We start from the raw sequence: 25,310 nt of genomic DNA on the forward strand, positions 1-25,310 counted from the left end.
CATCGGCTTCAGGCCCTCTCATCCCCGCTCCTCCCGCAGCTTCCGGGATTCTTCAAGGTCTCAGCGCTCAGTCTTCTTCCCTGTATTCCAGCTTCCGCGGATCGATATCATTGTCTACATCCAGATCGTCCCCGAAGACGTCTTCGAAAGCATCGGAGATCGCATCCCACTTCACGATCTTGAAGTTCTGGTTGATCACGGCACCGTCCTGCAGGTTCTCATCATCCTGCGCGATGAAGAGGCCCTTCGGATACTGGCTTCCGAGGCCGAAGCCCAGCACATCGATGCCGTCGGTCTCGCTTGTGCCGTCAATGCCCGGAGCGTCCGCTATGACAAAGCTGCCTTCGTACTCCCCGTCTTCGCGGTCGAATACCGCATAGGAGGAGCTTCCCTGGCTGGAGGCGATGAGGTAGCCTTCCCCGTCTTCCGCGTAATACAAGGTCAGGCCTTCGACGTCGGCCGTGAGCTTCACGCCGTCCACGGCAGCCACCGTCTCCCGCACATCCCCGTCGCCCGGCTCCGCCCCGTAGAGCCAGACTCCGGCATCTTCTTCAGCGATGTACAGACGGCCGTATTCGTCATCGGCCACGATCCCTTCGGACTGGGTGGCGAGCTTGAACTCCCTCACCTTTTTGCCGTCGATGGCTCCTTTGCCGTTATCGAACAGCTCATACTGCTCGAACTCGCCCTCTTTGCCGAGCACGAGCGCATAGTACTTGCCGGTTTTCAGGCTGTGGTACAAGCTGAAGCCGTATACCTCGCTCATCGACGAGACGATCGGCGTGCCGCTCACCGCTCGCAGCGCGCCGGTGGACTTGTCTATAGCAAAGATGTCAATCGAATTCGTGGTCCGGTTCGTCGCCGCGGCGATATCTACAGTCTGTCCGGCGAGCTTGAAGCCGTAGCGGACATCAATGTTGTTCATCCGGCCGGTCTCGTAGGAATACTTCTGTCTGCCGTTCAGGTCGTACACGAGGATGCCGCCGTCTTTATTCGTCGCGATAATCATGCTCTTCGCCGGGTCGGACGGATGCACCCAGATCGACGGATCATCCGCGGCATCCGAGCCGCTGGCCACAGCGTCGGTCTCGGCCGACGGGAGTACGCGGGCCGACTGCAGTGCGCTCGCTTCAGCTACGGACGGCACACCGGCCAGGCCTGCGGCCGCCGGAAGGACAAGGGAGAGTACGGCTGCTGTGAGAATACGGGATTTCAATGCTTTCAAGGGATTCCACTCCATCCTTAAGGTGTGTTGATTTCTCTGCTAAGGATAGGAGGGCCGCATGTCCCTTTTATGAACCCCATGTTAACGTTTCATGAAGACGCTCCGGCATGTGCGGCACCGGAACATGTAAAGCGCCTGAACATATGAACCCTATGAACCGTTAAGTACCGGACCATGCAAGGCCCTAAGGCGTGTGCACCTTCATCTGGTCCAGGCTCTTGAATTCATAGCCCTGCCGCCTCGCCTCGTCGATGATCCGGCCGAGCGCCTGCGCATTGTCCTTCGATACCGAGTGCAGCAGAATGACTGCGCCGGGATGCAGCTGCGCCATGACCTTGTCATAGGCGTACTGGGGGCCCTTCTGGTCCGTCGTATCCCAGTCCTTGTAAGCGACCGACCAGAACACATTCGTCATTCCGAGCTCTCGCGAGACGGACAGGGACCGCTCCGTGAAAATGCCCCGCGGCGTCCGAAGATAGCGCATCTCCTTCTGCCCCGTGAGCTCGGCCACGGCATCCTTGACCCGCAGCAGCTCCTCCTTCATCCGCTCCGTGGAGATCTGGCTCATGTCCGGGTGGTGCCACGAGTGGTTGCCGATCAGGTGCCCCTCGGCCGTCATCCGCTTCAGCAGCTCCGGGTGGCTCTCGATATAATGTCCGGTGACAAAAAAGATCGCCGGCACGCCCTTCTCCTTCAGCGTGTCGAGCACGCCTGCCGTGAACCCGTTCTCGTAGCCGTTGTCGAACGTCAGGTAAAGCTCCTTTTGCGACGGGTCTCCGGTGAAGACCGCATCGTACTTTTGGAGCAGGGGCTTGAAGCCCTCCTGGTCGATGGACGGCTGCTGGCCCTTCGTCGACCGTTTGAAGCCAAAATGATACCCGCCGTCCGCCGAGGCCGGCTGCCCTGAGGTGAGCAGCAGGCCGGTCAGCAGCACCGCGGTGACCCGCATGGCAAACTTCGCCTTCTGGCGCATGGTATACCCTCCTCGCTGGTGGAATAGGCTCCGCTGGAACCGGGAGCACAACTCCCCTGTAATATTCCACATTTTCCGGTTCCGAGGAGCCTTCCGCGTCTGGAAAATGCCGGCAGGAGCAGCAAAAACCGCCCGGACGTCATGTCCCGACGGTTCGATGCGTGCATAGATGGATGGCTGGGAGGGAGATGCTCAGACGGTCAGCGGAGCTGTCGACAGACGAGTTCCAGCCGCCAAGCTTGGCGCCCTGCCTGATCCGGCTGCGTGCTCCGCTTAATTGAGCAGTGCATCGGGGCGAAGTCCGATCCGGCTGCCGCTCCATCCGAGGGGCTGCGTATGTGAGCTCCGCCGGGTCCGTTCGCGTATGGAGGCTCAGCTTATTGTGCTGTGCATCGGGGCAACGGCCACCCTGTCTCGCAAAGCAGCGTTCCCCAGCTTCCGCTTTCCCTCTCAAATCCCTTAATTTTGCTCCGCACGAATCTCCCCTTGCTGCTGAAACGTTTTTCTGCACACCAAAAGGCAGGCTCTGCGCCTGCCCCTGATACAAATTCGGCCACTTCCGGCCCACGGTATGTTAACTGTAGAATGGCTCTTTTGCTCCCGACTTTAGCTTCAAAAATAGCGGAACTGAGATACGCTATGTTCCGTTTCAACAGGGCTGCTGCGGAATTAGCGGAACTGAGGTACGCTATGGATAGAAATGGGACGGCCTGAAGTGGAAAATCCGTCCCATAACGCATCGGAGCTCCGTTATTCTTTGGGAGATACCGGGAAATAACCGGATAAGGCATCCGGGTTCCGCTATTTTCATCCCAGCTCCGACGGATGGGCAGGAAGCCTCACACAACCGGATCGGCAGCGCTCTCTACCGAGCAGTTCAGTCCAAAGCATGCGATGCTCCATGCAGTGGAGTACAGCCAGCCCTCCAGCCGATGCGCATGCACCGCTTTAAGTCCGCAGCTTCCAATACCGGCATGCCCTCGTACTCCGGCGCTCGTTATTGGACTGAGGCCCCAGCAGGGGGCTCCACAATGCAGTACGGGAGCCCCAGCCGATGCCCGCATGTTTAGGCACGTCCTCTGCCTACCCATCCGCGCGCTGCATGGCCTCGACTACCCGCACACACAATTGACTCAAGCCGGTGCGCTTCTTGGAGAGGCTTGCAGCAGCCGTGCCACGCCGTCCCGCTGCTCCGCACAAGCCCCGAAGCCTATCAAACCTTTGCAGCGCGCTCTCCGGCTTATTTATACTTGCGCCAGTTCGGATCGGACTTCTCGAGCAGATGGCCGAAGTCGTTATCGAGCCGCTTCTGCTCCGCACGTCTGGTTTCTTCGGCACGCCGGCGCTCCTCTTCCCTGCGCTGCTCCGCCTCCGCCTTCATCGATTCGGACTGGGCTTTGAGCTTCTGCAGCACCTCGGGATTCAGCAGATCCTTCAGCGTTGCCGGTTTGTCCTCCGCCGCGGCTTTGGGTGCCGCGACGGGTCCTCTTTTTTTCACCATGTTCCCTGCCTCCCAGCTTATGAGAAATAAATAAAACGTCGGGTACGGCCCCGGCCGCGCCCGTCTCCCTGAACGGGAAAAGATGATGGTTAATCATACCGCATTTTTCGCCGGCGTGACAACCACTTTGGGGGCGAAAACTGCATTTGGCCGGGGGAGGAGCCGCGTTGTACAATGGACTTATCGATTTTTATCCAAGCGGGAGGTTTGACCGATGTACCTGCGTGAACTCACCTTACTGCGCAGCCGAATCCCGGACGACTCCGTCTATCCGTTCAACATTCCCGCTGTTCGGCACCTGGATACGCTGAACTTCAGCGGCAGCATCACCTTCTTCGTCGGCGAGAACGGCTCCGGCAAATCGACGCTGCTTGAGGCGATCGCTTACCAGTGCGGCTTCCATACGGCCGGCGGGGGACGCAACAATACGTATGAGGTAGATGCGGCCCATTCGGCGCTTGGGGACTATCTGAGGCTGTCGTGGATGCCCAAAGTGACGAGCGGCTTTTTCCTGCGGGCGGAGACGTTCTACCAGTTCGCCTCCTACCTCGACCGCAATCCCGAGTCACTGCACTCCTACGGCGGAAAGTCCCTGCACCGGCAGTCCCACGGGGAGTCGTTCCTGTCCCTGTTCGTGCACCGCTTCGGGGGCAAAGCTCTTTATCTGCTCGACGAGCCCGAGGCCGCCCTCTCGCCCGCCAGGCAGCTCTCGCTCCTGCGGATCATGAAGAACCTTGAGGACCGTGCCCAGTTCATCGTCGCCACCCATTCCCCGATTCTGCTCGGCTACCCGGGAGCCGCGATCCTGAATTTCGATGACGTCCCAGTAGCCCCGATCCGCTATGAAGACACCGCACACTATGTACTGACCCGCCAGTTTCTTGAGAATCGGGACCGGCTGCTTCATGAGCTGTTCAAAGATGATGAGGATGAAGAATAAAGGCATCCTCCCTGGCGTCCGGGTCACTCTGGAGCCAAGGGCGGTACAGGTCCAGCGTCCGCTGAATGCAGCGGTCCATCCCGAGATGCACGTCACCCAGCGTGATCAGCTGCAGCTCTTCGGTCAGGTGGGCGGCAGGGTAGTCAAAATCGAGCAGCGCCCTGCGCTTCTGCTCCGCCAGCAGCGGACCGAGCCCCCCTTCCCGCCCGCTCCAGCCGGACGGAATCTCCGCTTCTAGCAGAGCGGCATACAGCTCCTCCTTCGGGTAGGCTTCGAGCAGCTTGGCGTTGCAGAGCAGGAAGTCCCGGTAATACACCTTGGCGAGCCGCGGCTCCTCCCGGACCCTGTCGCGGAGTCCGCTGGCATGCACGAAGATCGACCAGATATCGTCGCCGACCAGGTGCGACAAGTAACCGAGCAGGAACGGATCGGGCATCCGCTCTCCGTAGCGGTGCAGGAAGTCGCCGTAAGCAATATACGACCTTGAGGCAAAATGCAGCGCCTCGGACGCGGCTTCATCCGCCTTCGCGGCATCGGGTGCCAGGGCGCCGAGCAGCAGGGCGCCCGGAGCCTGGGCGCCGACCTCCTTCGCCAGGGCGTCGGCGATAATCAAATGCATAATGCGTGACGGCATTAGAGCCCTCCTCTACCGCAAAAATCTATGCAGGGCTTCACCCCGCCGCTTCCATTGTCTCCCATCCCCGCCGCCGCCTTCAATCGCCGGAAGCTGATGAATCCCTGACAGACTCGCATCAGCTCCTGGCTCCCCAAGGCACTTCAAAGCACCTCCGCTTCCAGGAAGTGCCGCTGGCACACCCCCTTCTCCCCCGGTATGATAGAAGCATACCGGGCCCCAAGTGAAGAGGCCCGGCATCACTTCACAGAACCCGGGAGAACGCACTCATGATCTATCACGTTTTACATAGCAGCACCCGCGAACTTCGCATCCTCACGCCGGCCGAGGTGCTCGATATGGACACCGACGCGGCCGGACGCATCGTCATTCACGGGGCGGACGGCGAGTTCTATTATCTTCTCGCGGACGAGAGCCTGACCGCTTAAGCTCGGTCCACTATGCAAGGTCAGCTCCAAAAAGCCCCGTAATCTGCCGCAACGATGAACCGGTGCGGCAGGTCAGGGGCTTTTTGGATAGGGGCGGAAGAAGGAAAAGTGAAGGACGCGGCGGACCTGCGCCTTATCTGCTCAGACAGCCGTTACGGCAGCTTGACCTGCACCGGTGTCAGTGATTTGCGGAACGTAGCGTCCCCGAGCTGGCCGAGCGCATTCTCCCCCCAGGCCCAGAGCGTACCATCCTTTCGAAGCGCGAGATAATGGCTCTCCCCCGCTTCTACTGCGATAATGTCTCGAAGGCCTGCCCATGGTTGGGGAGTATCCCATTTCATCGTCTCCTTCGATCCCGACGCCCAAGCCGGGTTCAATCCCCAGAAATATAACGAGCCGTCCTCACTTAAAGCGAGGGTGGAAAAAGAAGTTGTGATCACCTCGGTTACGTGACTAAGCCCTTGGATTTTGACCGGCTTCCGGATCACCGGTTTATCCCGGTCGGATACAGGTTCGGTCTGAGGTCCAATCTGATTGACCACATTATTCCCCCAGCCCCATACGTCGCCATGCTTGTCTATGGCCATAAAGTGGCCCGCCTCTTCGCCTTGAGACAGCTTTACGATCCCTTCCAGCCCTTCCACCTTAGTGAATTTCTTGTCTGTGTTCAGGTTAAAGCCCTCGAACTGCTTCCACTGCCATACGGTTCCATCCTTTTTAACGATAACAAGAGAGCCAATGCCTGCCGAGATATCGACTGCATCCGACAGATCGGAAACGGGACTCGCTTCTCCCGTACCATAGGGCGGATCGATCCACATCCATACCCGGCCTTCCTTATCCAGCGCGGCGTACAGGGACATGCCGGCAGATACTTTCACGATATTGGATAACCCCGTGATCTGCTGGGGGACGGAAAACTTCGACCCTCCCTCTCCCGTCATCGGGTCGATCACCCAGTCGCAGGACCAGGTCCACACCGTCCCGTCCTCTTTCAGGATCAGATTCCGCTTCACGGAAGCCGCAACTTGTTTTGCGCCTGCGAGACTCATGATCCTCTCGGGCTTGTTGTCGTGAACGATGGTCTCCCCGCCGGTGACCTGTGCCTTATTGCCCCAATACCACAGGGACCCTGCATCATCCATGACGACATTGTGCCTGGCGGCTGAGGAGAAAAAGAAATGCGCTCCTTCCGCAGCAGGACCCGCCGCATCCTGGGCCGAAACCGGTCCTGCCGCCGTCAGCAGCAGGGAGGACAGCAGCAGGGAGGTCCCTAGTAAACGGGTACGAGAAAAGGATTTCTTCCGATAATTCATCCTAAAACACACTCCTTATTTCTATATATGGATTTAATTTCCACAAACTTTTAACGCATCTCCCCGCTCACTTGTTGCATTTTTTCTATTTTTTACCTGTTTTTCAGGGCAAAAGACTCGTTTTGTAAGGTGAAATGTATCGAAAGCAGGTCTTGGAGTCTATACAAATACGCCAGGAATCAATACAATAGAAGTATAACTTCCGACAAAGGCAAACTCCTCTAAAGGGGAGGACGCAAAGCCACGGGCCTACCGAACATCCTGTTCCACGGCTGCCGGGCTGCCGTTAGTCTAACCCAAGCGGCTGTACTGTCTGCAGGGGCAGTCCATGCGTGATCAGCGATCATCAGAATCTGCACCATTCTACCTTGGCACAAATCTTCTGATCTCGTGAGAATTTGTCCTTTTGGAGGTTACCAGCTTGAATCATTCCCTTGAAAAATTATCGGATGAAGATCTTCTGGAGGCCTATCTCCTGGCTCTCGATTTGAAACTGGAGCCCAGCTTCATCCGCTTGCTGCGGGATGAAATCGACCGCAGACAACTCCATATGGATTGATACACAAAAGGAGCATATGCAGGCAGGATGTCTACTACCCTTCAAGGATTGCTGTTAACGCGAATGAATCCCATCATCACTCAGTGGGTCAGCGGAGTGGAAGAACGCTTTCCCGGAAGGTATGATTCCGCAGAGCTGCTGCGGACGGCCGAATCCTATTTTCACCTGGTCAATGACTGGCATATCCCTTTGGAGCTTCACCCGCTCTTCCCGGTGATTCCGGCGCTCACCCGCTATCATGTATCGATGAGCACGCCGCCCACCCATCTTTTGGAGAGCTCCCATCTATGGCGTTCCATCCTGCTGGCCTCCTCCACCGAGCTGTATACGGAAGGCCTGGTTTCCGGAGACGAGCTGATCTCCGACATGCCCCGCATTCATGGGCGGATCGATGAGATCCAGTATGTGATATCCTCGGGCTTCTGGGAGCATTCCCAGCGGCAGCTCGACTCGGCCATGACCCAGATGCACAAGGAGCGGCTGCAGATGGCCGGCAAGCTGGCGGCCAGCATGGCGCACGAAATCCGCAACCCGCTGACCACGATCTCCGGGTTCCTGAAGCTGCTGACCTCGAAGATTCCGGCCGAATCGGCAGGCGCCGTGAAGCATTACGTATCGATCATTCAGGAAGAATTCAACACGATCCAGATGCACATCAACAACTTCCTGAACTTCTCTAAGAACAAAGAGCAGGAGCCCTTCCGCGAGGTCGGCATGGAAGAGCTCATTCTGGGCATTGTGAATCTGGTTGCACCGCGTCTCAGCAGCGAAGGCATCGAGCTGCTCTCCGGCGTGGAAGGCCCGAACATCCGGCTGCGCGTACAGCAGGTCGGGATGCAGCAGGTGCTGATCAATCTCATCAACAACAGCATCGATGCGGTACAGCACATGGAGCCCTCCGAGCCCAAGATGATATCCATCCACGGCTTCGAGGACCGGGATCACACCTATATACGGGTAACGGACAACGGCCCGGGCATTCCCCCGGACGTCAAGGACAAGCTCTTCTCGCCGTTCGTCACGAGCAAGACCACCGGCACCGGGCTCGGCCTTGCGATCTGCAAGCAGCTCGTAGAGCAGCACGCCGGCGTGCTCTCCTTCGACTCCCGTCCCGGCGAGACCTCCTTCACCGTCAAGCTCCGCAAAACCGGTGTCGGAGCGGTTCCCGTCAACAGTGCTTCCGTATGATACGGAGTACACCGCAAGATCAAATCGAGCCCTGGCGAGATTTTGATTCTTGTATGTGAAGCGAAGCCCGCTGCGAAGCCGGCTTTTTTGCTTTTGTCCGCGCGATGAGGCGGAACACAACCACCAAAAGACCAAGGGCCCTCGCGGTCCCTTGGTCTTTTTGGCGCTGCCTTCCGATCCCCTTCTTCCGCCCCGCCATCCGATCAGGCCTGAGGGAAGGAATTCCCTCCGCCCCAGTACACCGTGACGTGGGAGCCAAGGGCGAACCGGTCGGTGGCATGGATCTCCCACACTTCCGTGCCCGTGTCGACGTAATAGTGGTATTCACTGCCCTGGAACTGGGCGGCGGTCACCCGGCCCGGTATGCCGCCTCCGCCAGCGAAGCCCAGCATCAGCTCGCCCGGCCGGACCGGCATCACCCCGTGCTGCCGGAAGGCAGGCGGCGGCTCCTCGCAGGCCCACAGCTCCGCCGAGCCTCCCGCCCGCGGCCGGAACCCGCCCTCTTCCCAGCTGCCCTCCACCAGGTTCGCCTTCGAGACGAACCGGGCGGTGAACGGAGTCTCCGGGCGCATGTACACTTCCTCGGGAGGGCCCGCCTGCTCGATCCGCCCCTGGTTCATCACGATCACCCGGTCGGCCATGGCCAGCGCCTCTCCCTGATCGTGGGTCACGTATACGACCGCGGCCCCGCTCAGCCGGTGCGCCTCCTGGATCTCCCGGCGCATCTCCACCCGGAGCAGGGCATCGAGCGCGCTCAGCGGCTCGTCCATCAGCAGCAGCCGGGGGCGGGGCGCAATCGCGCGTCCGAGCGCCACCCGCTGCTTCTGGCCGCCGGAGAGCTGATGCGGCCGGCGGTCCGCCAGGGCCGAGAGGCCGAGCGCCTCCATCACTTCGCGGACCCGCTCCTCGCGGGAGGCCGCCGGCTCCTGATGCCGGTTGTGCCGCAGCGGAAACCGGATATGCTCGGCCACCGTCATGTGCGGCCAGAGCGCGAAGTGCTGGAACACCATGCCGAGGCCTCTCTGCTCCGGCGGCACGAGCACGCCGCCTCCGGCGACAAGCGTCCCGTTCATCCGAATCTCGCCGGAGCTCGGGGCCTCGAAGCCGGCGAGCAGGCGCAGCAGCGTCGTTTTGCCGCAGCCGGAAGGACCGAGCACCGCCGTGAATTCGCCCAGCGCCAGGCTCAGGTCGACCGGATGCAGCGCCGGATCGCCGCCGAACGTCTTGGAGGCGCCCCGCAGCTCGATCAGAGGAGCTGCCTGGGGCTGCCTTCCGGCCCCTCCCGTTTCCGTTCGGGCGGCCTTTATCGTATTTCCCATGCTCATGCTTTCCTGATGCCTCTCTTTCCTGCAAAATGCCGTATCCCCGCCATCAGGCCACAGCCTGCCCCCAGCAGGAGCACTAGAAGCGTCGACAGCGCCGTGGAATACACCGTGTCGCCCCCCTGCTCGAAGCCGAAGACCGTGATGCCGATCGTCTCGGCTCCCGGCGACCAGAGCAGCGCGGAGACCGTCAGCTCCGTCAGCGCCGTGAAGAAGACGAGGAGCGCGCCGCCGGCCAGGCCCGGCAGGAGCAGCGGCAGCAGCACGGTGCGCCAGACCGCCGTACGTCCGGCACCGCCCGCCCGGGCCGCCTCCTCCATCGAAGGGTCCACTAGGGCGAACGCCGCCAGGCCCGCCCGCAGCTGCAGCACGAGAAACCGGCAGACATAGGCGATGAACAGGATCGCCCCGGAGCCGTAGATCCCCGGATTCCATCCCGGCAGCGGCTCCATCCAGGTCAGGATCATCGCCAGTCCGAAGACGATGCCCGGCAGGGTATAAGGCAGCGCGAGTCCAAGCTCCGCGGCTCTTGTCCACCGGGATGGCCGTCGGACACACAGATAGGCGATCGCCGTCCCGAGGACCAGGATGACGGCCGCCGCAGCCCCTGAGAGCAGCAGCGAGTTGCCGATGGCCCGCCACACCTTCGGGGTCTCGAGCAGGATGTAGCGGTAATTGGCGAGCGTGGCGTTGGCCGGCCCGAAGGGCAGACCGTACGCCCGCTTCAGCGAGGTGGCGGTCATCGAGAGCAGCGGCAGCACCGTCACGAGGAGCAGCCCGCCGGCGAATGCCGCTTCGGCTGCCGGTCGCCACCGCCCGAGGTGCAGGCGGGCGGCCGTCTCCGGCGCACGCGTCTCCGGCACCCCGCCGCGGCGGACCGAGAGCCGCTGCAGCAGGGCGCCGCCCGCGGCGATCACCGCGAGAAGCACCGACAGCGACGCCGCTCTCGGGAATGCCGACGGTCCGAAGCCGACCGTCTCCTCGTAGATGCGCGTGCTCAGCACGGAGATGCCCGCGGGCAGGCCGAGGAAGGCCGGGATGCCGAAGTTGTCGAGCGACGCGAGGAACGCCAGCAGCGCCCCGCCGGTCAGCCCCGGCGCGGCCAGCGGCAGCGTGATGAGGAGCAGCGTCTTCCAGCGGCCGAGCCCCGAAGCCCGGGCCGCCTCCTCCGCCTCCCGCGGGATGCGCCGCAGGGTGTCCAATGCGAGCAGATAGACGAGCGGGAAGTGATGGGAGCCCCATCACGAGGATGATCCCGCCATAGCTGTAGACGCTCCACAGCTCGGCCTCCGGCGAGATGGTCCGGAGCAGGGCCGCCGGCCAGCCCTGTGTGCCGAGCAGCGACGACCAGGACAGCGTCAGCACGTAGGACGGCAGCAGGAACGGCAGGAGCAGCAGCGCATGCAGCCAGCGCTTGCCCCGCAGGTCGGTATAGGCCATGAACCAGGCCGCAGCCGCTCCGAGGAGCAGCGACAGCCCGGAGGCGCCGCCCACGATGACCGCCGTATCGCGCAGCGACCGCAGCAGACGGGGCTCCCGCAGGAGCTCCCCGTAGTGGCGCAGCGTCAGGCCCGCTTCATCCATGAAGCTCAGGCCGGCCAGCTTCAGCAGCGGCAGCACGAAGAACAGGAGCAGCAGCGCGAGGCCGGCGTACCGCAGCAGATGGCCTCCAGCCCTACGGAAGGAGGCCGTTAAAGGTTTCCGCCGGCTTCCCTTAGGCCTCTGCTCCTGCAGCCCCCCGTGCCGTTCTCTCAGCCCTGTGAGTTTCTCCCCCGCACCGGCTTCCCCCATGACGGCTTCAGCGGCAGACGCTGCTCCCCCGGACGTACCCTTCCCTCTGTGCAGTTCCCGGAGCTCCTCCATTATTGGCCGAACACCTCGGTGAACTGCTTCTTATCCGCTTCCCGCGCTTCCACGAGCTCGGCCGGGCTGGCGGACAGCACCTTGATGTCCTTCAGAGCCTTCAAGCCCTGCGGGGCTGGCACCCCTTCGCGAAGCGGCGTATAGCCAAGCTTGGAGGCCAGCGTCTGCCCTTCCTCCGAGAGCACGAAGTCCACGAATGCTTCGGCCAGCTTCCGGTTCGGACTGTTCTTGACGATCGCGATCGGCTCGGTGATCACCGGCACCCCTTCGGACGGGTACACGAGATCGACCGGCGAGCCCTTGGCCTTCTCCCGTGCGACGAGGTAGTCGACCACCATCGCCATGGACTTCTCCCCCGAGGCGACGGACTTCAGGACGGCCCCGTTGCCCTTGACGACCGTCATGCCGCCCTCCTTGAGGCTGCGGAGATAGTCCCAGCCGAAGCCCTCCGTCCGGGTGAACACGCCGATATTGTAAGCGGCCGCGCCGGAATACAGCGGGCTAGGCATTACGGCCGCATTCTTGTTCTCCGGCGCCGCGAGCGCCTTCCACGAAGCCGGCACGGTCTTCACCTTGCCTGTATGGACGGCGAGCACGGTGGCGATGATTTTGGTGCCGGTGTAGGCTCCGTCCCCGTCGGCGTAGCCCGGCGGAAGCTTGGCCGCTTCCGGCGACTGGTATGCGGCGAGCAGATCCTGCCGCTTCAGCGATTCGAAGGTGACGCTGTCGGCCAGCAGCAGCAGATCCGCCTGCACCTTGCCGGCCTGCTTCTCCGCCTGCACCTTCGCGATGACCTCCTCGGTTCCCGAACGGAACGGGGCGACCCGCACGTCCGGATACTTGCCCTGGAAGGCGGCGACAAGCTTCGTCACATCCTCCTCGGGCTGGGACGTATAGAAATTCAGCGTTCCCGACAAAGTGCCGGACGCGGCGGCGCTCTCCTGTGTTCCTGCTCCGGCCGCCGGGGCGGATGCGCCCGGCTGGGCTTTGGTACCGCATCCGGTCAGGGCGAGTACGGTCAATAGTCCGATGAGTCCGATGGTTTTGCGCTTCTTTTGCATGAGAAATGAGAACCCTCCCGAATCTGTTATCGTCTGGTATGCCTACTGAAGTATACGGGATCGTTGTTATGGGGGCGTTAAGAGGACGTTGCGGAATTGTAAAGTTCTTTTGAAGAGGCGCCGGCCGGCAGGAATACGCCGTGGAGCGGCGGAATATAGATGGGGTAGCCCGCCATTACACCAAGTTGGGAGTTGGGACTTTCTGCATTGCATATATTCACTGTGGGAACATGGAACGACTGCTTGCGCTTGACGCCAAAGTGTTCCCTCCAAGCCACCGGATTGACGCAGCGACGACGGAGCGGCGGCTCCGGGTAAATCCACGCACGGATATTGCCGTATGGGACGGCGAGGAACTGATGGGCTACGTTTCTCTCTATCCGATTCCCCATGCGATTTACCGGGAGATCCGCAGCGGCAGCTTTGACGAACAAAGGGTGGAACGGCACACCCTGCCTTACCGGCGAATCGGCCCGTACGACGCTTATCTCTGCGGCATAGCGATCGACAAGATGAGGTATCCGCGCCTGCGGGCCGCCTACCTGTTCGATCTGCTTTCGAAGCATCTCACCCGGCTGAGGCGGCAGGGCTTTTTTATCCGCCGCATCATCGCGCACGCCGTATCGGCGGCCGGCCGCAGGACGCTTGAGCGCATGGGATTTCATGAAGGACAGCCCGGCATCTATCTCTACCACTGCCTCCGGCAGGGCCTCCTGTTCATCCGCCCGCGGACTAGCTTCCCCGCCATCCTGAGCATCGCTCCCGGACAGGGACAATGCATGTTCAGCGCGGCACCGAGCGCCTATAACGGCGAATCCGTCTGGGACACCGATACATAGCGGCCCTATCCGATTCATAGATCAGCCTGCGCTTGCAGCTTTGATTGAAATCTCCCTTTTTTTCCGCAAAAAGAAAACCTCTCCGGCCTTCCGCGCGTCGCTTCGCGGGAATCGGAGAGGTTTTTTGCAATACGCGCATCGTCCGTAAAGGACGGCGAAGCCGCTGATCCTGCTTACGGGGAGTGCGGCTCACCCGGCCTGACCGCCCCAGCCGTCAGTAAGGCCCGCGGATCTGCGAAGCCACCGATTCGCGGTAGAACGAACGCAGCCGCTCCAGCTCCTCCGCTGTGAACGGACGAGCTCCAGCCGCCCGCAGGTTGTCTTCCACCTGGCGCACGTTCTTGAAGCCCGGGATGACGCATGTGATGTTCGCGTCTTCGAGAATCCAGCGCATCGCCGCCTGCGCCATGCTTTCGCGGCCCTCGGCGATCCACGCGAGCTCTCTGGACAGCTTCACGCCCGTGGTGAACGGAAGCCCGGCGAACGTCTCGCCGACATTGAAATGCTCGCCGTTGGCGTTGAAGCTCCGGTGATCGTCCGCTTCGAAGGTCGTCTCCTCCGTGAACTTGCCGGTGAGCAGGCCGCTGGCCAGCGGCAGGCGGGCCAGGATGCCCACGCCCGCTTCCCTGGCCGCCGGGAACAGCTCCTCGGCCGGCTTCTGGCGGAACAGGTTGAAGATCACCTGAAGCGCTTTCACCCCAGGCACGCCGAGGCAGAACAATCCTTCCTCCACCGTCTCCACGCTGACGCCGTAATGGCGGATCTTGCCTTCCTGCTGCAGCTTGTCCAGCACCTCGAAGACCGTGCCGTCCTTCAGGATCGCCAGCGGCGGACAGTGGATCTGGTACAGGTCGATGCGCTCGCGCTGCAGCCGCTTCAACGAATTCTCACAGTAGCTGCGCACCTGCTCTTCCGAGTATGTCGCCGGATCGTGAATGTCTCCTGCGCGGCAAAATTTGGTCGCGATATGGATCCGGTCCTCCTGCCCGCGGGTCGCCTTCGCCAGAAGCTCCTCCGCATGGCCGGAACCGTATACATCTGCCGTATCGAAGAAGTTCACGCCTTCATCCATCGCACGCTGCAGCCCGCGCAGTGCTTCCTCGTCACTCGTCTGCCCCCAGCTGCCGCCGATGGCCCAGGTGCCGAAGCTCACCTCGCTGACGCGAAGCTCCGTATGTCCAAGCTGTCTGTAGTTCATTCGGTCATCCTCCTCGCATGGTACTTCCCACAGCGTAACGGAAGCCGGCCCTCTCCGCAAGAACTTACCTTGACGTTACTAGCTTACTTTTGTCCGACGTGGACCAGACGGTTCTGCGGAGGAAGCCTCACCGGACAGGATCGCGCCTGCTTGCTGCCCGGCTCCCCTCCCGGCGGCCACCCCCAGCCCAACCTTTTCTCACCTCTCCGGACCTCATGCTTCACCGAACCTCATGCCTGCGCCAATTACAGGCGGTGTACGCTTCGGGTCTCCCGGATCTGCCGGATGTGATGCGCGGCATGCGCAATGTCATGGCGGATGGCGTCACGAACCTGCGCCCTGCCGTGCTCGTGAACCAGTGTCCGGTCCATCGCTCCGGGCAGCACGGTGCAAAGATAGGCAATGTAGTCCCGCATCGCCCCGAACAACTTGACTTCCCTCTCTACGGAGCGCATCGCGTGCTGCATGGTCCGGTTCCACACCCCCGCGTCGAATACAGGGAAGAAGTAGGTCTCCCCCGTGTCCGCCAGCGCATAACGGTTAATCTGAAAATAGTTCATATCACAATCCACGATATGATGCACAATCTCCCGGATCGACCACTTGCCCGGTTCCCTGGTCCGGTCCAGGTCCCGGCCGCTCAGCCCTTCGATGGCCTGCGCCAGCTCGCCGCCCGCCCGCTGATAGATCCCAATCAGCTCCCGGTCATCTTCGTTTAGCTGCATATACGCATTTCCCCTCATCTGTTAGTCCAGCCAAAAGCAAACAGCCGCCGGCTCCCGAGCCCGGCGGCTGTCCCTCTGTTTCGCTTACTTGACTTCGTTCAGGCGCTCTTCCAGACGGTCCCACGTTTCGGTGATGCCCTGCAGCATGCCCATGTCCATGACGGTCTTGAGCGCTTCCGCGGACACGTATTCCCCACGGTTGACCAGCTTCGTCTGCCCGCCCAGGTCGATGAATTCCAGCGTTACTTCAGTTGACGGCATGGAGTCGTTCGTTTGGCCCTCGGCATCCGAGAAGTAATCCGTATAGGCGATTTTCTCCGTCTCGACAATCTCCTTATAGACGCCTTTTCCCCAGGATTCCATCCCGTAAAAATCACCCTGGTTCGGATCCACGCACTTCATGCAGTAGTGCCATACACCGCCCGGACGGAAATCGATGCGGCACACCGGTACCTCCCACCCTCTCGGCCCCCACCAGCGCTGGAGATGCTCCGGTTCTTTGAACATCCGGAACACCAGCTCGCGCGGTGCATTGAATACCCGCTCCAGTACCAGCACCCGTTCATTTTCTACTCTCGAAACCATCGCGTTCGTTGTCATTGTTATTCCTCCTCAGATATATATTGATTTTTGGATTAAAAGGATGATGGGTCCTTGTTCTGCAGCTCCCGCAGGTACGCTTCCAGATGGTCGAATCGCTCTTCCATGCTTCGCCGGAAGGACTTCACCCAAGAATCCAGCGCCTCGAAGGGCTCGGGCCGGAGCTTGTAGATCCGGCGGTTGGCATCGGCCTTTCCTTCCAGAATCCCGCTGTCGCTCAGCACCTTCAGATGCTTCGAGACTTGAGGCTGGCGAAGTCCCAGCCGGCCGGCGATCTCCCCCACGGTTAAGGGGCCGTCACGCAAGAGTTCGACGATGTCCATTCGATTCGGTTCGGCCAGTGCGCTGAGCGTCGTCCTATCCATGCCTGGTTTCTTCCCCGACATGCGGCTCACCTCGTTACTTGGTCTGTCTGTATCCTCTCATCTCCTTCATCGCTCTGGTTATCTTCTTGTTGACCTAAATATACCTCATAAGGAATATTCCTGTCAAGGAATATTATAAAAAAAGAAAAACTCCTGATCGGGGTCCTTTCGAGGAGTACATCCGTGGTTCTGTTGAAATTTCTCTTGCATCAGATGACGGGAAGGAGTTAAAGCGAGCTGATCTATCTGCTTATTTCAACAAAACCGGGCAGACCCGCGGGTCCGCCCGGTTGATGCAGAAGCTTAGCGGTGAGAATGCGTTCCGCCCGCTTCCGTTCCCTGCAGGCCGATCTTCGCGATCGACGATCCGATCCCCGGCTCGTTCGGCATGTTCGTCCCGCGCGGCAGGTCGAAGTTGCTGATATACAGCGCTCCGCCCATCACGTGCACGCTCGCCGGGAACTCCAGCGGCCCTTCATTGGTATTGGCCGCCAGCTCCGATACCTCGCCGTTCGGCGTCACCTTCACAATGGCGTTGCGCTCGTTCGCGCACACATACAGCACACCGTCGGGTCCAAAGGCAATGCCGTCCGCACCGTACAGCAGCGGGCTCTTCGCGAAGAGCTCCGGCGTTCCGATCGATCCGTCCGCCGAATTCACCGGCGCCTTCCAGATCTCGCCGGAGCTGGTGTTGGCGATCGTCAGCCGGCCTTCCTTATCGAAGGCAAGCCCGTTCACCGTGATCTTCTGCTCCTCCCGCTCGGCCTTAAGCCCGCTCGACCATACGGTGCTCTTGCCCTCCGGCGTGATGCCGTATACGTTCCCGGTGACCCCGCCGCTGACGAAAAGCCGGTCGCTGCCGTCGAAGACAAGCCCGTTGGCCCCGTTCGTGCCGCTGGCGAACGTCTCGACCTTGGAGGCGTCGAACGCGCCGCCCTGGAGCACGTCAGCCGGCACGCGCAGGATGACGCCTTCCACGCCCTGGCCCCCGCCGCTGGCCATATACAGCGCGCCGTCCGGCCCGAAGGTCATGCCGGTGGCAGGCCGCGGCAGCACCGTCAGCACCTCGGCTTTGCCGGTTTCGGGCAGAATCCGGAACAGCCGCTTGGAGTCCATATCGACGGTGTAGAGACGCCCCTGCGCGTCCCCGGTAATCCCCTCAATGCGCATGCCGGTCGCTTTGTCCGGGTCGAGGTCGGTCAGGATCGCCGCCTCGTGGCGGTCAGCGTCAGCCATCCCCTCCGAGGTGATGAGCACGGTGCGGGTCGTCTGGTCATACCCCACCTTGTAGCCGAAACGCTCGTATACGAAGCGCACCGGCACGTAGGCATTCTCCCCGATGACAAGCAGCGGCGCCCCATCCGGCTCGGCTCCTTCCACCGCAGAAGGCTCGGCCGTCAATTCGACCTCGACCGTCCCCTTGTGCAGCCGGAGGGTCTTGGATGCCGCATCCCACTTCGCTTCGGCCCCCATCGCGGAAGCCGCCGGCTGATAAGGCGAGTAGAGGATATGGTCCAGCAGAAACGCATTGTTGGCCAGCGCTGCCGGCTCCCCATCCCACTTTACCGACAGGTTGGAGGGAACAGGCTCGGCCGCCGACGCGGCGGGAACCAGCGGTCCCAGGCATGCGAGAGCTGCCGTCAAGGAAATCACCATCGATTTACGCATCAACCTCATCCTTTCTCCGCTTGAAATAGTCAACATCCGGGCTTTCTCCCAAAACTTCGACACGCCTCCAGAAGATTCCTGCTTCCCCGCTGTTCCGCCTTCTCCTGTCCGCTAGAATATGGTAAAGTGATAGATTGAGATTGTGAGATGGACAGATGGGATGCTGATCTGACCAATATACCAGCCGAAGGATGATGAACCATGAGCGCCACCGAACTGTTAAAAAGCCGCAGAGCCGTCCGGGCATACGAGCCCCGTGAAGTGGAAGAAGAGAACATTCACAAGCTGCTGGAGGCGGCCACCTGGGCGCCGAACGACCGGCTGCGTGAGCCTTGGCATTTTTATGTCGTGCGGGGCGAGGCCAAAGCCCGCTTCGAAGCGATCGCACGCACCTTCCTGGAGGAACGCTTCCCGACGAAGCCCCACCTTGTAAAAGAATCGCTGCACGTGCTCGAGAGCACCCCGCTCGTGATCGTCGTGACGGCCGACATCGTCCCTGGGGACGAAGCCTCCTCCGAAGACAACGAGTATGCCGCCGCCTGCGCGATCCACTCGATGTGGCTTACGGCGCAGGAGCTTGGTCTCGGCGCGGTCTGGCGGACGCGCGGGATCGGCCTGGCCCGCGACGAGCGTCTGCATGCGTTCCTCGGGTCTCCCGAGAACCGCAAGGTAATCGGCTCCGTCTTCATCGGATATCCGGCGGGCGACACGCCCCCTACATCCCGAAAGCCGTATCAGGAGAAGAGCACCTGGCTCTAAGGGCATCGTGAGGGATGCGTCCGGGAGGATCGGTGGACGATTCTCGGGTAGCTGAACTCAGGTTTCTTATGTACCGACATTTCCTTAGATCACCCGCATCATCGGCGCCATAACGCATCTCCGTTCCTTTATTTCCCGCAGTGAACTATAAAATCGGGTAATAGCGAATCACAGTTCCTCTATCTCCACCAGTGAACGGGATGTCCTTTTCATGGGGTATCGGAATGCTTTTGGACCGCCTTCTTCCCCGCCCATCTTAACCCAAACAAGCCAAGAGCCCGCTGCAGCGCAGCGGGCTCTTGTGCTTCATGCATGGGCCTTCATCTCAAATTAGATGAAAGCTTTGGAAACGATAACCAGAAGGATGAAGAGAACCAGAATCACGCCTGTGCTGGTCCATACGCCGCCTGTTCCGCCTACGCAACCCATCGCTGCCGCCTCCTTCCGCTCTAGGTAATGACATTGTATGAAGGTAAGCCCTTTCGCGGTTGGGCCAAGTGAAGAATGTGCGTTTGCAAGAGGGTGGCCGCACATGCATGTCTGCTAGATTTACATAAGATAGAGTATGGTACCGTCACCGCCGGCGGTCCCATACAGCGCCCATCGTGCTCCTTCGGAACAAACGACAGACGGCTGCATCGCCGATGCAGCCGTCTGTCGTTATGTCTATTGGATGGTGGGTCCTGTGATGCAATGTCTATTGGTTGATGTCTCTTGTGATGTCTATCGGATGTTGTCTCTTGTGATGCCGATCGGATCATGTCCATTGTGAAGTCTAGCGGATGATGTCTTCGGATGATGTCTTCGAATGATGCGTCAGGAGGCAAGCCCCAGCAGCCTGGCCAAGATCACGGCAGCCTGGGCCCGGTTCGCCATACCCTTCGGTTCGAACGTATCTTCCGTCATGCCGTTAACGATACCTTCCTGCACGAGCAGGGCCACGGCTTCTGCGGCATAAGGCGCGATGGATTCACGGTCCTTGAATACCCGGAGGATTTCCTCCGCTTGGACGGCCTTCTTGCCGCCAATCCCAGTAAGCAGCCGGGCGGTCATCAGGCTCATCTCTTCGCGGGTAATCGAGCGGTCCGGCTCGAACCGGTTGTCACCGACGCCTTCGACCAGGCCCTGTGCCACGGCGGAGGCCACCACGCTGTAGTGCCAGTCCCGAGGCGACACGTCGCTGAAGCTCGCTTGGGCTTCCAAGTCGACCTTGCCGTAAGCGCGCAGGAGCATCGCCAGGTACTCCGCCCGGGTCACTTCCTTCAGCGGAGCAAAGCTTCCTTCGCTCACGCCGTTCACGATCCCTTTGGCGCCAAGCGACCGGATCGCCGGTCCCGCCCAGGAAGCCACCGGCTCCAGGTCGCCGAAGGCCGGTGCTGCAGCAGCAGGCTCCCCCGGCTTGGCCGGTGCCTGAGGCTCGGCCGGCTTCTGTGGGGCCGCAGGTGCGGCCGGTGCCGACGGCGCAGCCGTTACTCCGCCGCTGTCGCTGTTACTGTCACCGTCACCGTCACCGTCACTGTCATTGTCACTGTCACCGCTGCCGCCATCGCCGCCCCCGTCGTTCCCCCCGTCACCTCCGGAGCCGCCGGCCTGAACTTGAAATACAGGGGAGAGAAAGATTTCCTCCCCCGTGGAGACGACCGCCTGATAGTCCCCTCCATCCAGGACGGTGCGGAAGGCATAAGAGCCGTTCCCGTCTGCAGCCGTCTGGTCAATATGGACCCGCGTTCCGTCGCTCTCGCGCAGGATGACCAGCGTGACTTGGCCGGTGCCGCCAGCCCCGCTGCCGCTCAGCTCCACGGTGCTGCCGTTCACGGATGCGCTGACACCGTAATCCGCCCCTTGGACTGCAGGGATCACATAGAGCAGCAGCATCAGAAGTATGAGAAATGAGGACATGGTTTTTTTCATGGTCGTTACACCTTCTCTTTATCGAAGTGAAGAAGCAAGCTTTCATCAAAGCTTCTATCAAGCTTCTATCAAAGCTTCTATTAAAGCCTTATCAAAGCTCCTGTCGAGGCGCCTATGGAAGCACCTGAACCTTCAGCGGCTCGGCCAGAGCCCTCGCCTGATTCCAGTTGTCCCAGACGAAGACGCGCACTTCATACCGATCGGAGTCCGGAATGTGCAGGCCCGTCGAAACCACGGTCTTCGCGCCCGGCTCGATGCTCTTGGTCACATACGCGTAATCCGCCATCTTGTTCGTGGCCTTCTCGTACAAAGCTACGACCAGCGTCGCCTGCGCGTCAACCCCGTTCTTGTTCTCCACTTCGATCCGGACGGAAGCTTCGCTGTTCTTCTTGAACGACTGCGGCTTCTCCGCATACGCCACTTCGTACCGGTCCGCTTTGCGGTTAGGCTCGAGCCCAATCGCCGCCGTATAGATGGCATTGGCCAGCAGGCGGAACTGATGCTGCGGGTGGGCTTTGTTCGTCAGCGTATTCGCGAACAGCGTGATGCTTCGTCCGTTCTCCCGGCTCGACAGCCCGATGACCTGACCCTTGGCCTCCTCATGACCCGGCCACCAGCCGGCTTTGAAGAAATTCGCGTCGCTGCTGGCCTTCACGAGCACCTGCGCCCCCTGAGGAACCGAAGTAATCCAGGTCCCGGCAGCCGTATACAAGTACTCCTCCCGGTCATACTGCGCCGTAATCAGCGACGTCTGCACCAGCTTCGAGCGGAACAGCCCCTCATGGTAAGGATCCGTCATGTCAAAATCAAACCCGGGCAGCAGGCCCTCCTCTTTGACCAGCGTCAGCGCATCCGCACCGTACCCGACGTACGGCTTGCCCGCCGCGATCAACGCCTTGTCGGCGGCACCCGCATCATCGACGATCACGTCGCTTCCCGCTTCCGTCTCGGACAGGCTGAAGCCGAGCCCCTTCAGCACGAAGGCCGTCTCTCCGCTGCCGACCGCAGCAACCTTCGGGCTCTTGAGGAGCTTCCCGGCCGCCGCCCCGTCGTAAGGCACGAAGTCGAGCAGATAACGGCCGCTTACCCCCGCCAGATCCTCCCGGGCGACGAGGAAATCGCCCATCTCATAGCCTTCGCCGCCCCCGACGAGCAGCTGCACGCTTTTTGCCCTGACCCAGCAGTTCATTCACCGCCTGAATCGCCGCGTTATTCGTATTGCGCACAACATAAGAAGCATGATTCCCCACCTGGGCCGATGCCGGTATGGTCACCGAAGTCACCGCCGCCGTTTTTCCGGTGAACGCCCCCGGCTTGCGTACCGTGTACCGGTCGAACCCGCGCAGCTCGGCAAAATTCTGGACGATCTCGGCGTACATGGCCTCCCAATCCGATACGTCCGAGCCGTCGTACAGCACGACATTGGCGTATCCGCGTTTGGCCTGGCGCATGTCAACGACATAGGAACCGGCCGGATAATCGGTGCCTTCGATCTTCACCGCTTCGGTCGAACGTTCGACCTTCACTCCGTTGTGCAGGAGATATTCAGCCATCCGGTGGGCTTCGAGCGGGTTGTCCTGCAGTTTTCCGGATACGGGCAGCACGTAATAGTCAGGGAAAAAGCTCTCATTCGGGTTCTGGCGCGGACGCCCGATCACTTCGCCCTTCGCATTCACAAACCAGGTGTCGACGGCCCGGTTGTCCTCTCCCTCCACACCGCGCTTGTAGTATTCCAGCTGGTTGGAGAACAGCTTCGTCTTGTTGTCGATCACGTATTGGAATGCGGCAAGACCCGCATAGTAGAGCGCCTTCTGCGACTCCTGGTTGAGCTCCGGAATCTCGATCGTATGACCGAGCGCCCCGTGCTCCATCGCATACATGGCCGTGTACGCCGGAGTAAAATCGTCCCAGGCGTTCTCATAATCCTCCAGCGGAATCTCGTAGGAGTCATAGCTCGTATTGGCAATGCCCGCACGGCCCATCACCCTCGCCTGCTCCAGCATCCCGTCCATGAGCAGGTCGTATTCGAAATTCGGATCATGGGGCGGCGTGCACGGCTCAATCAGGAAGCCGCCGACAAAGCCGTGGAGATCCAGGAACGAGAGCGGCGACCACTTCGCAATCTCCCGTGTGACTGCCTGCGTCTCCGGCTGGGTCTGGTAGGAGTTGTCGCGGTTGAGGTCGAAGCCGTTGGCGTTCCCGCGCGTATTGTGTACCCGCCCATCCGGGTTCTGCGTATAGTTCAGCAGGAAAATGACGTTGTCGAGCGCCTTGTTGACATCCAGGGTGACCTCGGTTTCGGCCGCGTTCTCATCGTCACCGTTCTTCGTCTTGAACGTCACCTGATCCTCCACCGCGAGGGTCTTCAGGAAGTCCAGTATGACGTCCACACCCGGCGCTTCGTCCGGATGAATGTTGTTGATCCAGACCGGCACCTTGACGTCGCTCAGCTGCCCGGAAGCGAGCTTCTCCTGCATCTCTTTCGGATGCTCCAGCATCGCAGGCACCGTCTCGTTCAGGTACGTATCCACGGACGCCTGGTCCTTGGCGACGACCGTGAACAGAATGTCGCGGCCTTCCGCCGACTTCCCGATGACCCGGGTATCGATATACCTCCCGTTCTTCGCCTGGGAGGTGAGCTTCCCGATCGCCGGCTTCAGCTCATCGTACGTGTGGTAGCTGTCGTACACGTTCAGCTTGATATCCGACGAGCCGATCAGCCCCTGAGGGCCGCTGACCGCAAGGGGATAGGTTCCGATCAGCTCCGGATACAGCACCCGGATCGAGCGGTTCTGCAGATTGGAGGTCGGCACGTCGTTACCGAGCGTATAGACGAGATCAAAGGCAATCTTCGCCTTCACCCGTCCGCCCTCCACAACCGGTTCGCCGGCCAGGGAGATGAACGGTTGGCCCGAGTAGCTCTTGTTCTTGGCGCTCCACTGCTTCCACTCCTCGAGCGGTTTGCCTCCATAGGTCCAGGTGAGCTCGCCTAGCTCCGTGCCGGGAGGCAGGTCAAACCCTACCTCGATCTCCCGCTTCTCCGTCATCGAAGCTTTGTCGCTGCTCAGCCGCAGTTCGCCGGCCGCCCCCACCTCGGTGAGGAGCCCGCTCAGCACCTGCGAGAAGGTCTTCAGATGCTCTTCGATCCGCCCCGGATAGTTCTCGCGGAGATACGCGAGGGTGTCCTTCGGGGTGTGCCAGATCTCCCCGTCCTTCACCGTCTGGGTATATCCGTCCTGGTCTCCGAGCGCCCAGTTCGTCCCTTCCAGGTAAGCGTACGGAATGCCCTTCGCTTTGAACGGCGCATGGTCGCTCCAATCCCCGGTGGTGCCCTTCGGGTAATCCGGATTCAGCCCCGGACTCGTCTCGAGCGCCAGTCCCAGCTTCTCGGCCAGGGCGAGCCCCCTGGTCCGGACCCATCCGTCCGATCCCGCTGAGCCATATATGTACATCTTGTCGCCGGCAGCCAGGGAATCCAGGTTAATCATGACAGCCGTATTCCGGATCTCCTCTTCCGTCATCCCGGCAGCATAATGCTTCGAACCCCTGAGCCCCTCTTCTTCCGCCCCGAACGCGATGAACTTTATCGTATAAGGGGAATCCAGCTTCGCCACCGTTTCGGCGGCTTCCAGCATGACCGCGACGCCGGACGCGTTATCGTCGGCCCCTTTGCCTGCCGTTACCGAGTCGTAGTGGGCTCCGACGATGATCTGTTTCGGCGAGAGTCCCGGCTTCGTCGCGATGATATTTTTCGAGTAGACATCGACGGTTACCGCTGCCGAGTCCTCCCCGTATACCGCTAATGTGACGCCCGCTTCCTCTCCGCCTTCGTTATGTAATTCCGCTTCCAGGCCCTGCTGCTTCACCGTGTAATGAAAAGGCTGCTCCTCCACCGCCAAGCCCAGCTTGGCGAATTCACCGCTGATGTAGGCGGCGGCCTGTGCCTCCTGTTCGCTCCCTGCCGGGCGCGTGCCGATGGTTTCGGCAAGATAGGCCAGATGCTTCCCGGCCAGCGTGCCCGGCGGCTCCGCGGGTACGGCTGCCGCCCTGCGGAGACCTTCCAGCGGGAGTCCTGCAAGTCCGGTGCCAGAGGAGGAAGTCCCTTCTCCCGTCTCCCTCGCATAGGCTGCAGGGGCGGTCCCCGTAACAGCCAGCAGAAGGGCCAGCGACAAGGAGATCAGCTTCCTTGGTCTGCTGCGATCTTTTGTACCCTGCATGTGTGTTCCCATTCGCAT

General features: G+C 60.8%; 24 protein-coding genes and 1 riboswitch. Of the genes, 7 read left to right on the forward strand and 17 right to left on the reverse strand.

Annotated elements, in window-relative coordinates; genetic code table 11:
* Positions 1 to 67: 67 nt before the first annotated feature.
* The 3 genes from PM3016_RS23915 to PM3016_RS23925 form a co-directional block, all read right to left on the reverse strand.
* Positions 68 to 1,225, reverse strand: coding sequence for a phytase (locus PM3016_RS23915; protein ID WP_014371270.1), 1,158 nt, complete (start codon positions 1,223 to 1,225; stop codon positions 68 to 70).
* Between the two features lie 184 nt (positions 1,226 to 1,409).
* Positions 1,410 to 2,198, reverse strand: coding sequence for a delta-lactam-biosynthetic de-N-acetylase (gene pdaA / locus PM3016_RS23920; RefSeq protein ID WP_013919181.1), 789 nt, complete (start codon positions 2,196 to 2,198; stop codon positions 1,410 to 1,412).
* 1,240 nt (positions 2,199 to 3,438) lie between these two features.
* Complete coding sequence (locus PM3016_RS23925) at positions 3,439 to 3,699, reverse strand: YqkE family protein (protein WP_013919182.1); 261 nt, start codon at positions 3,697 to 3,699, stop codon at positions 3,439 to 3,441.
* A gap of 214 nt (positions 3,700 to 3,913) precedes the next feature.
* Between PM3016_RS23925 and PM3016_RS23930 the strand changes: the two genes are divergently transcribed.
* Entirely contained in the window at positions 3,914 to 4,639 is a 726-nt protein-coding gene (locus PM3016_RS23930) for an AAA family ATPase (protein WP_013919183.1), read from the forward strand.
* On the opposite strand, the gene PM3016_RS23935 is transcribed toward PM3016_RS23930, so the two are convergent.
* The gene (locus tag PM3016_RS23935) at positions 4,614 to 5,273 is read right to left on the reverse strand and encodes a zinc dependent phospholipase C family protein (RefSeq protein WP_013919184.1); all 660 of its coding nucleotides are present in this window, start codon (positions 5,271 to 5,273) and stop codon (positions 4,614 to 4,616) included. The genes PM3016_RS23930 and PM3016_RS23935 overlap by 26 nt on opposite strands.
* 269 nt (positions 5,274 to 5,542) lie before the next feature.
* Here PM3016_RS23935 and PM3016_RS38815 point away from each other — a divergent pair, with 269 nt between their 5' ends.
* Positions 5,543 to 5,701 carry a hypothetical protein gene (locus PM3016_RS38815; RefSeq protein WP_013919186.1) on the forward strand — a complete coding sequence of 53 codons (159 nt, stop codon included), beginning with the start codon at positions 5,543 to 5,545 and terminating at the stop codon, positions 5,699 to 5,701.
* Between the two features lie 152 nt (positions 5,702 to 5,853).
* Here PM3016_RS38815 and PM3016_RS23940 read toward each other — a convergent pair whose 3' ends face one another.
* A complete protein-coding gene (locus PM3016_RS23940; protein WP_014371271.1) occupies positions 5,854 to 7,017 on the reverse strand; it encodes an RCC1 domain-containing protein in 1,164 nt (387 codons plus the stop codon).
* A 200-nt stretch (positions 7,018 to 7,217) separates the two neighbouring features.
* Positions 7,218 to 7,305: riboswitch (cyclic di-GMP riboswitch) on the forward strand.
* Positions 7,306 to 7,438: 133 nt separating this feature from the next.
* On the opposite strand from PM3016_RS23940, the gene sda reads away from it, so the two are divergent.
* Complete coding sequence (gene sda / locus PM3016_RS37555; protein ID WP_013919188.1) at positions 7,439 to 7,576, forward strand: sporulation histidine kinase inhibitor Sda; 138 nt, start codon at positions 7,439 to 7,441, stop codon at positions 7,574 to 7,576.
* A gap of 63 nt (positions 7,577 to 7,639) precedes the next feature.
* Positions 7,640 to 8,764: a sensor histidine kinase gene (locus tag PM3016_RS23945; protein ID WP_013919189.1), complete on the forward strand. Its 1,125-nt coding sequence runs from the start codon at positions 7,640 to 7,642 to the stop codon at positions 8,762 to 8,764.
* Between the two features lie 203 nt (positions 8,765 to 8,967).
* Here the strand turns inward: PM3016_RS23945 and PM3016_RS23955 are convergent, their stop codons facing one another.
* On the reverse strand, positions 8,968 to 10,083 hold the full coding sequence (locus tag PM3016_RS23955; protein ID WP_014371273.1) for an ABC transporter ATP-binding protein: 1,116 nt from the start codon (positions 10,081 to 10,083) through the stop codon (positions 8,968 to 8,970).
* Between the two features lie 2 nt (positions 10,084 to 10,085).
* Entirely contained in the window at positions 10,086 to 11,288 is a 1,203-nt protein-coding gene (locus tag PM3016_RS40165) for an ABC transporter permease (protein ID WP_014371274.1), read from the reverse strand.
* A gap of 199 nt (positions 11,289 to 11,487) precedes the next feature.
* On the opposite strand from PM3016_RS40165, the gene PM3016_RS40170 reads away from it, so the two are divergent.
* The gene (locus PM3016_RS40170) at positions 11,488 to 11,781 is read left to right on the forward strand and encodes a hypothetical protein (protein WP_014371275.1); all 294 of its coding nucleotides are present in this window, start codon (positions 11,488 to 11,490) and stop codon (positions 11,779 to 11,781) included.
* A 167-nt stretch (positions 11,782 to 11,948) separates the two neighbouring features.
* On the opposite strand, the gene PM3016_RS23965 is transcribed toward PM3016_RS40170, so the two are convergent.
* Positions 11,949 to 13,010 carry an ABC transporter substrate-binding protein gene (locus PM3016_RS23965; protein WP_014371276.1) on the reverse strand — a complete coding sequence of 354 codons (1,062 nt, stop codon included), beginning with the start codon at positions 13,008 to 13,010 and terminating at the stop codon, positions 11,949 to 11,951.
* A gap of 230 nt (positions 13,011 to 13,240) precedes the next feature.
* On the opposite strand from PM3016_RS23965, the gene PM3016_RS23970 reads away from it, so the two are divergent.
* Positions 13,241 to 13,849, forward strand: coding sequence for a hypothetical protein (locus PM3016_RS23970; RefSeq protein WP_013919192.1), 609 nt, complete (start codon positions 13,241 to 13,243; stop codon positions 13,847 to 13,849).
* Positions 13,850 to 14,063: 214 nt separating this feature from the next.
* Here the strand turns inward: PM3016_RS23970 and PM3016_RS23975 are convergent, their stop codons facing one another.
* From PM3016_RS23975 to PM3016_RS23995, 5 genes are all read right to left on the reverse strand, one after another.
* Complete coding sequence (locus PM3016_RS23975; RefSeq protein WP_014371278.1) at positions 14,064 to 15,047, reverse strand: aldo/keto reductase; 984 nt, start codon at positions 15,045 to 15,047, stop codon at positions 14,064 to 14,066.
* Positions 15,048 to 15,292: 245 nt separating this feature from the next.
* Positions 15,293 to 15,772, reverse strand: coding sequence for a DinB family protein (locus PM3016_RS23980; protein ID WP_014371279.1), 480 nt, complete (start codon positions 15,770 to 15,772; stop codon positions 15,293 to 15,295).
* Positions 15,773 to 15,856: 84 nt separating this feature from the next.
* Positions 15,857 to 16,372, reverse strand: coding sequence for an SRPBCC domain-containing protein (locus PM3016_RS23985; RefSeq protein WP_014371280.1), 516 nt, complete (start codon positions 16,370 to 16,372; stop codon positions 15,857 to 15,859).
* Between the two features lie 35 nt (positions 16,373 to 16,407).
* Entirely contained in the window at positions 16,408 to 16,758 is a 351-nt protein-coding gene (locus PM3016_RS23990; protein WP_014371281.1) for an ArsR/SmtB family transcription factor, read from the reverse strand.
* 282 nt (positions 16,759 to 17,040) lie between these two features.
* Positions 17,041 to 18,405: an SMP-30/gluconolactonase/LRE family protein gene (locus PM3016_RS23995; protein ID WP_041619232.1), complete on the reverse strand. Its 1,365-nt coding sequence runs from the start codon at positions 18,403 to 18,405 to the stop codon at positions 17,041 to 17,043.
* A 201-nt stretch (positions 18,406 to 18,606) separates the two neighbouring features.
* Here PM3016_RS23995 and PM3016_RS24000 point away from each other — a divergent pair, with 201 nt between their 5' ends.
* Positions 18,607 to 19,164, forward strand: a complete 558-nt coding sequence (locus PM3016_RS24000; RefSeq protein WP_014371283.1) for a nitroreductase family protein — start codon at positions 18,607 to 18,609, stop codon at positions 19,162 to 19,164.
* Positions 19,165 to 19,494: 330 nt separating this feature from the next.
* On the opposite strand, the gene PM3016_RS39090 is transcribed toward PM3016_RS24000, so the two are convergent.
* The 4 genes from PM3016_RS39090 to PM3016_RS24010 all read right to left on the reverse strand — a co-directional run bounded on the left by PM3016_RS39090 (position 19,495) and on the right by PM3016_RS24010 (position 25,304).
* Positions 19,495 to 19,593, reverse strand: a complete 99-nt coding sequence (locus tag PM3016_RS39090; protein ID WP_014371284.1) for a hypothetical protein — start codon at positions 19,591 to 19,593, stop codon at positions 19,495 to 19,497.
* A 387-nt stretch (positions 19,594 to 19,980) separates the two neighbouring features.
* Positions 19,981 to 21,075, reverse strand: coding sequence for an S-layer homology domain-containing protein (locus PM3016_RS24005; RefSeq protein ID WP_014371285.1), 1,095 nt, complete (start codon positions 21,073 to 21,075; stop codon positions 19,981 to 19,983).
* A 112-nt stretch (positions 21,076 to 21,187) separates the two neighbouring features.
* Positions 21,188 to 22,237 (reverse strand): hypothetical protein, encoded by a 1,050-nt coding sequence (locus PM3016_RS40175; protein WP_238540308.1) that lies wholly within the window; start codon positions 22,235 to 22,237, stop codon positions 21,188 to 21,190.
* Positions 22,203 to 25,304, reverse strand: coding sequence for a M20/M25/M40 family metallo-hydrolase (locus tag PM3016_RS24010; protein ID WP_238540309.1), 3,102 nt, complete (start codon positions 25,302 to 25,304; stop codon positions 22,203 to 22,205). The genes PM3016_RS40175 and PM3016_RS24010 overlap by 35 nt, the downstream gene beginning before the upstream one ends.
* Positions 25,305 to 25,310 lie beyond the last annotated feature (6 nt).

Source organism: Paenibacillus mucilaginosus 3016 (genome assembly GCF_000250655.1).
GTDB lineage: Bacteria > Bacillota > Bacilli > Paenibacillales > NBRC-103111 > Paenibacillus_G > Paenibacillus_G mucilaginosus.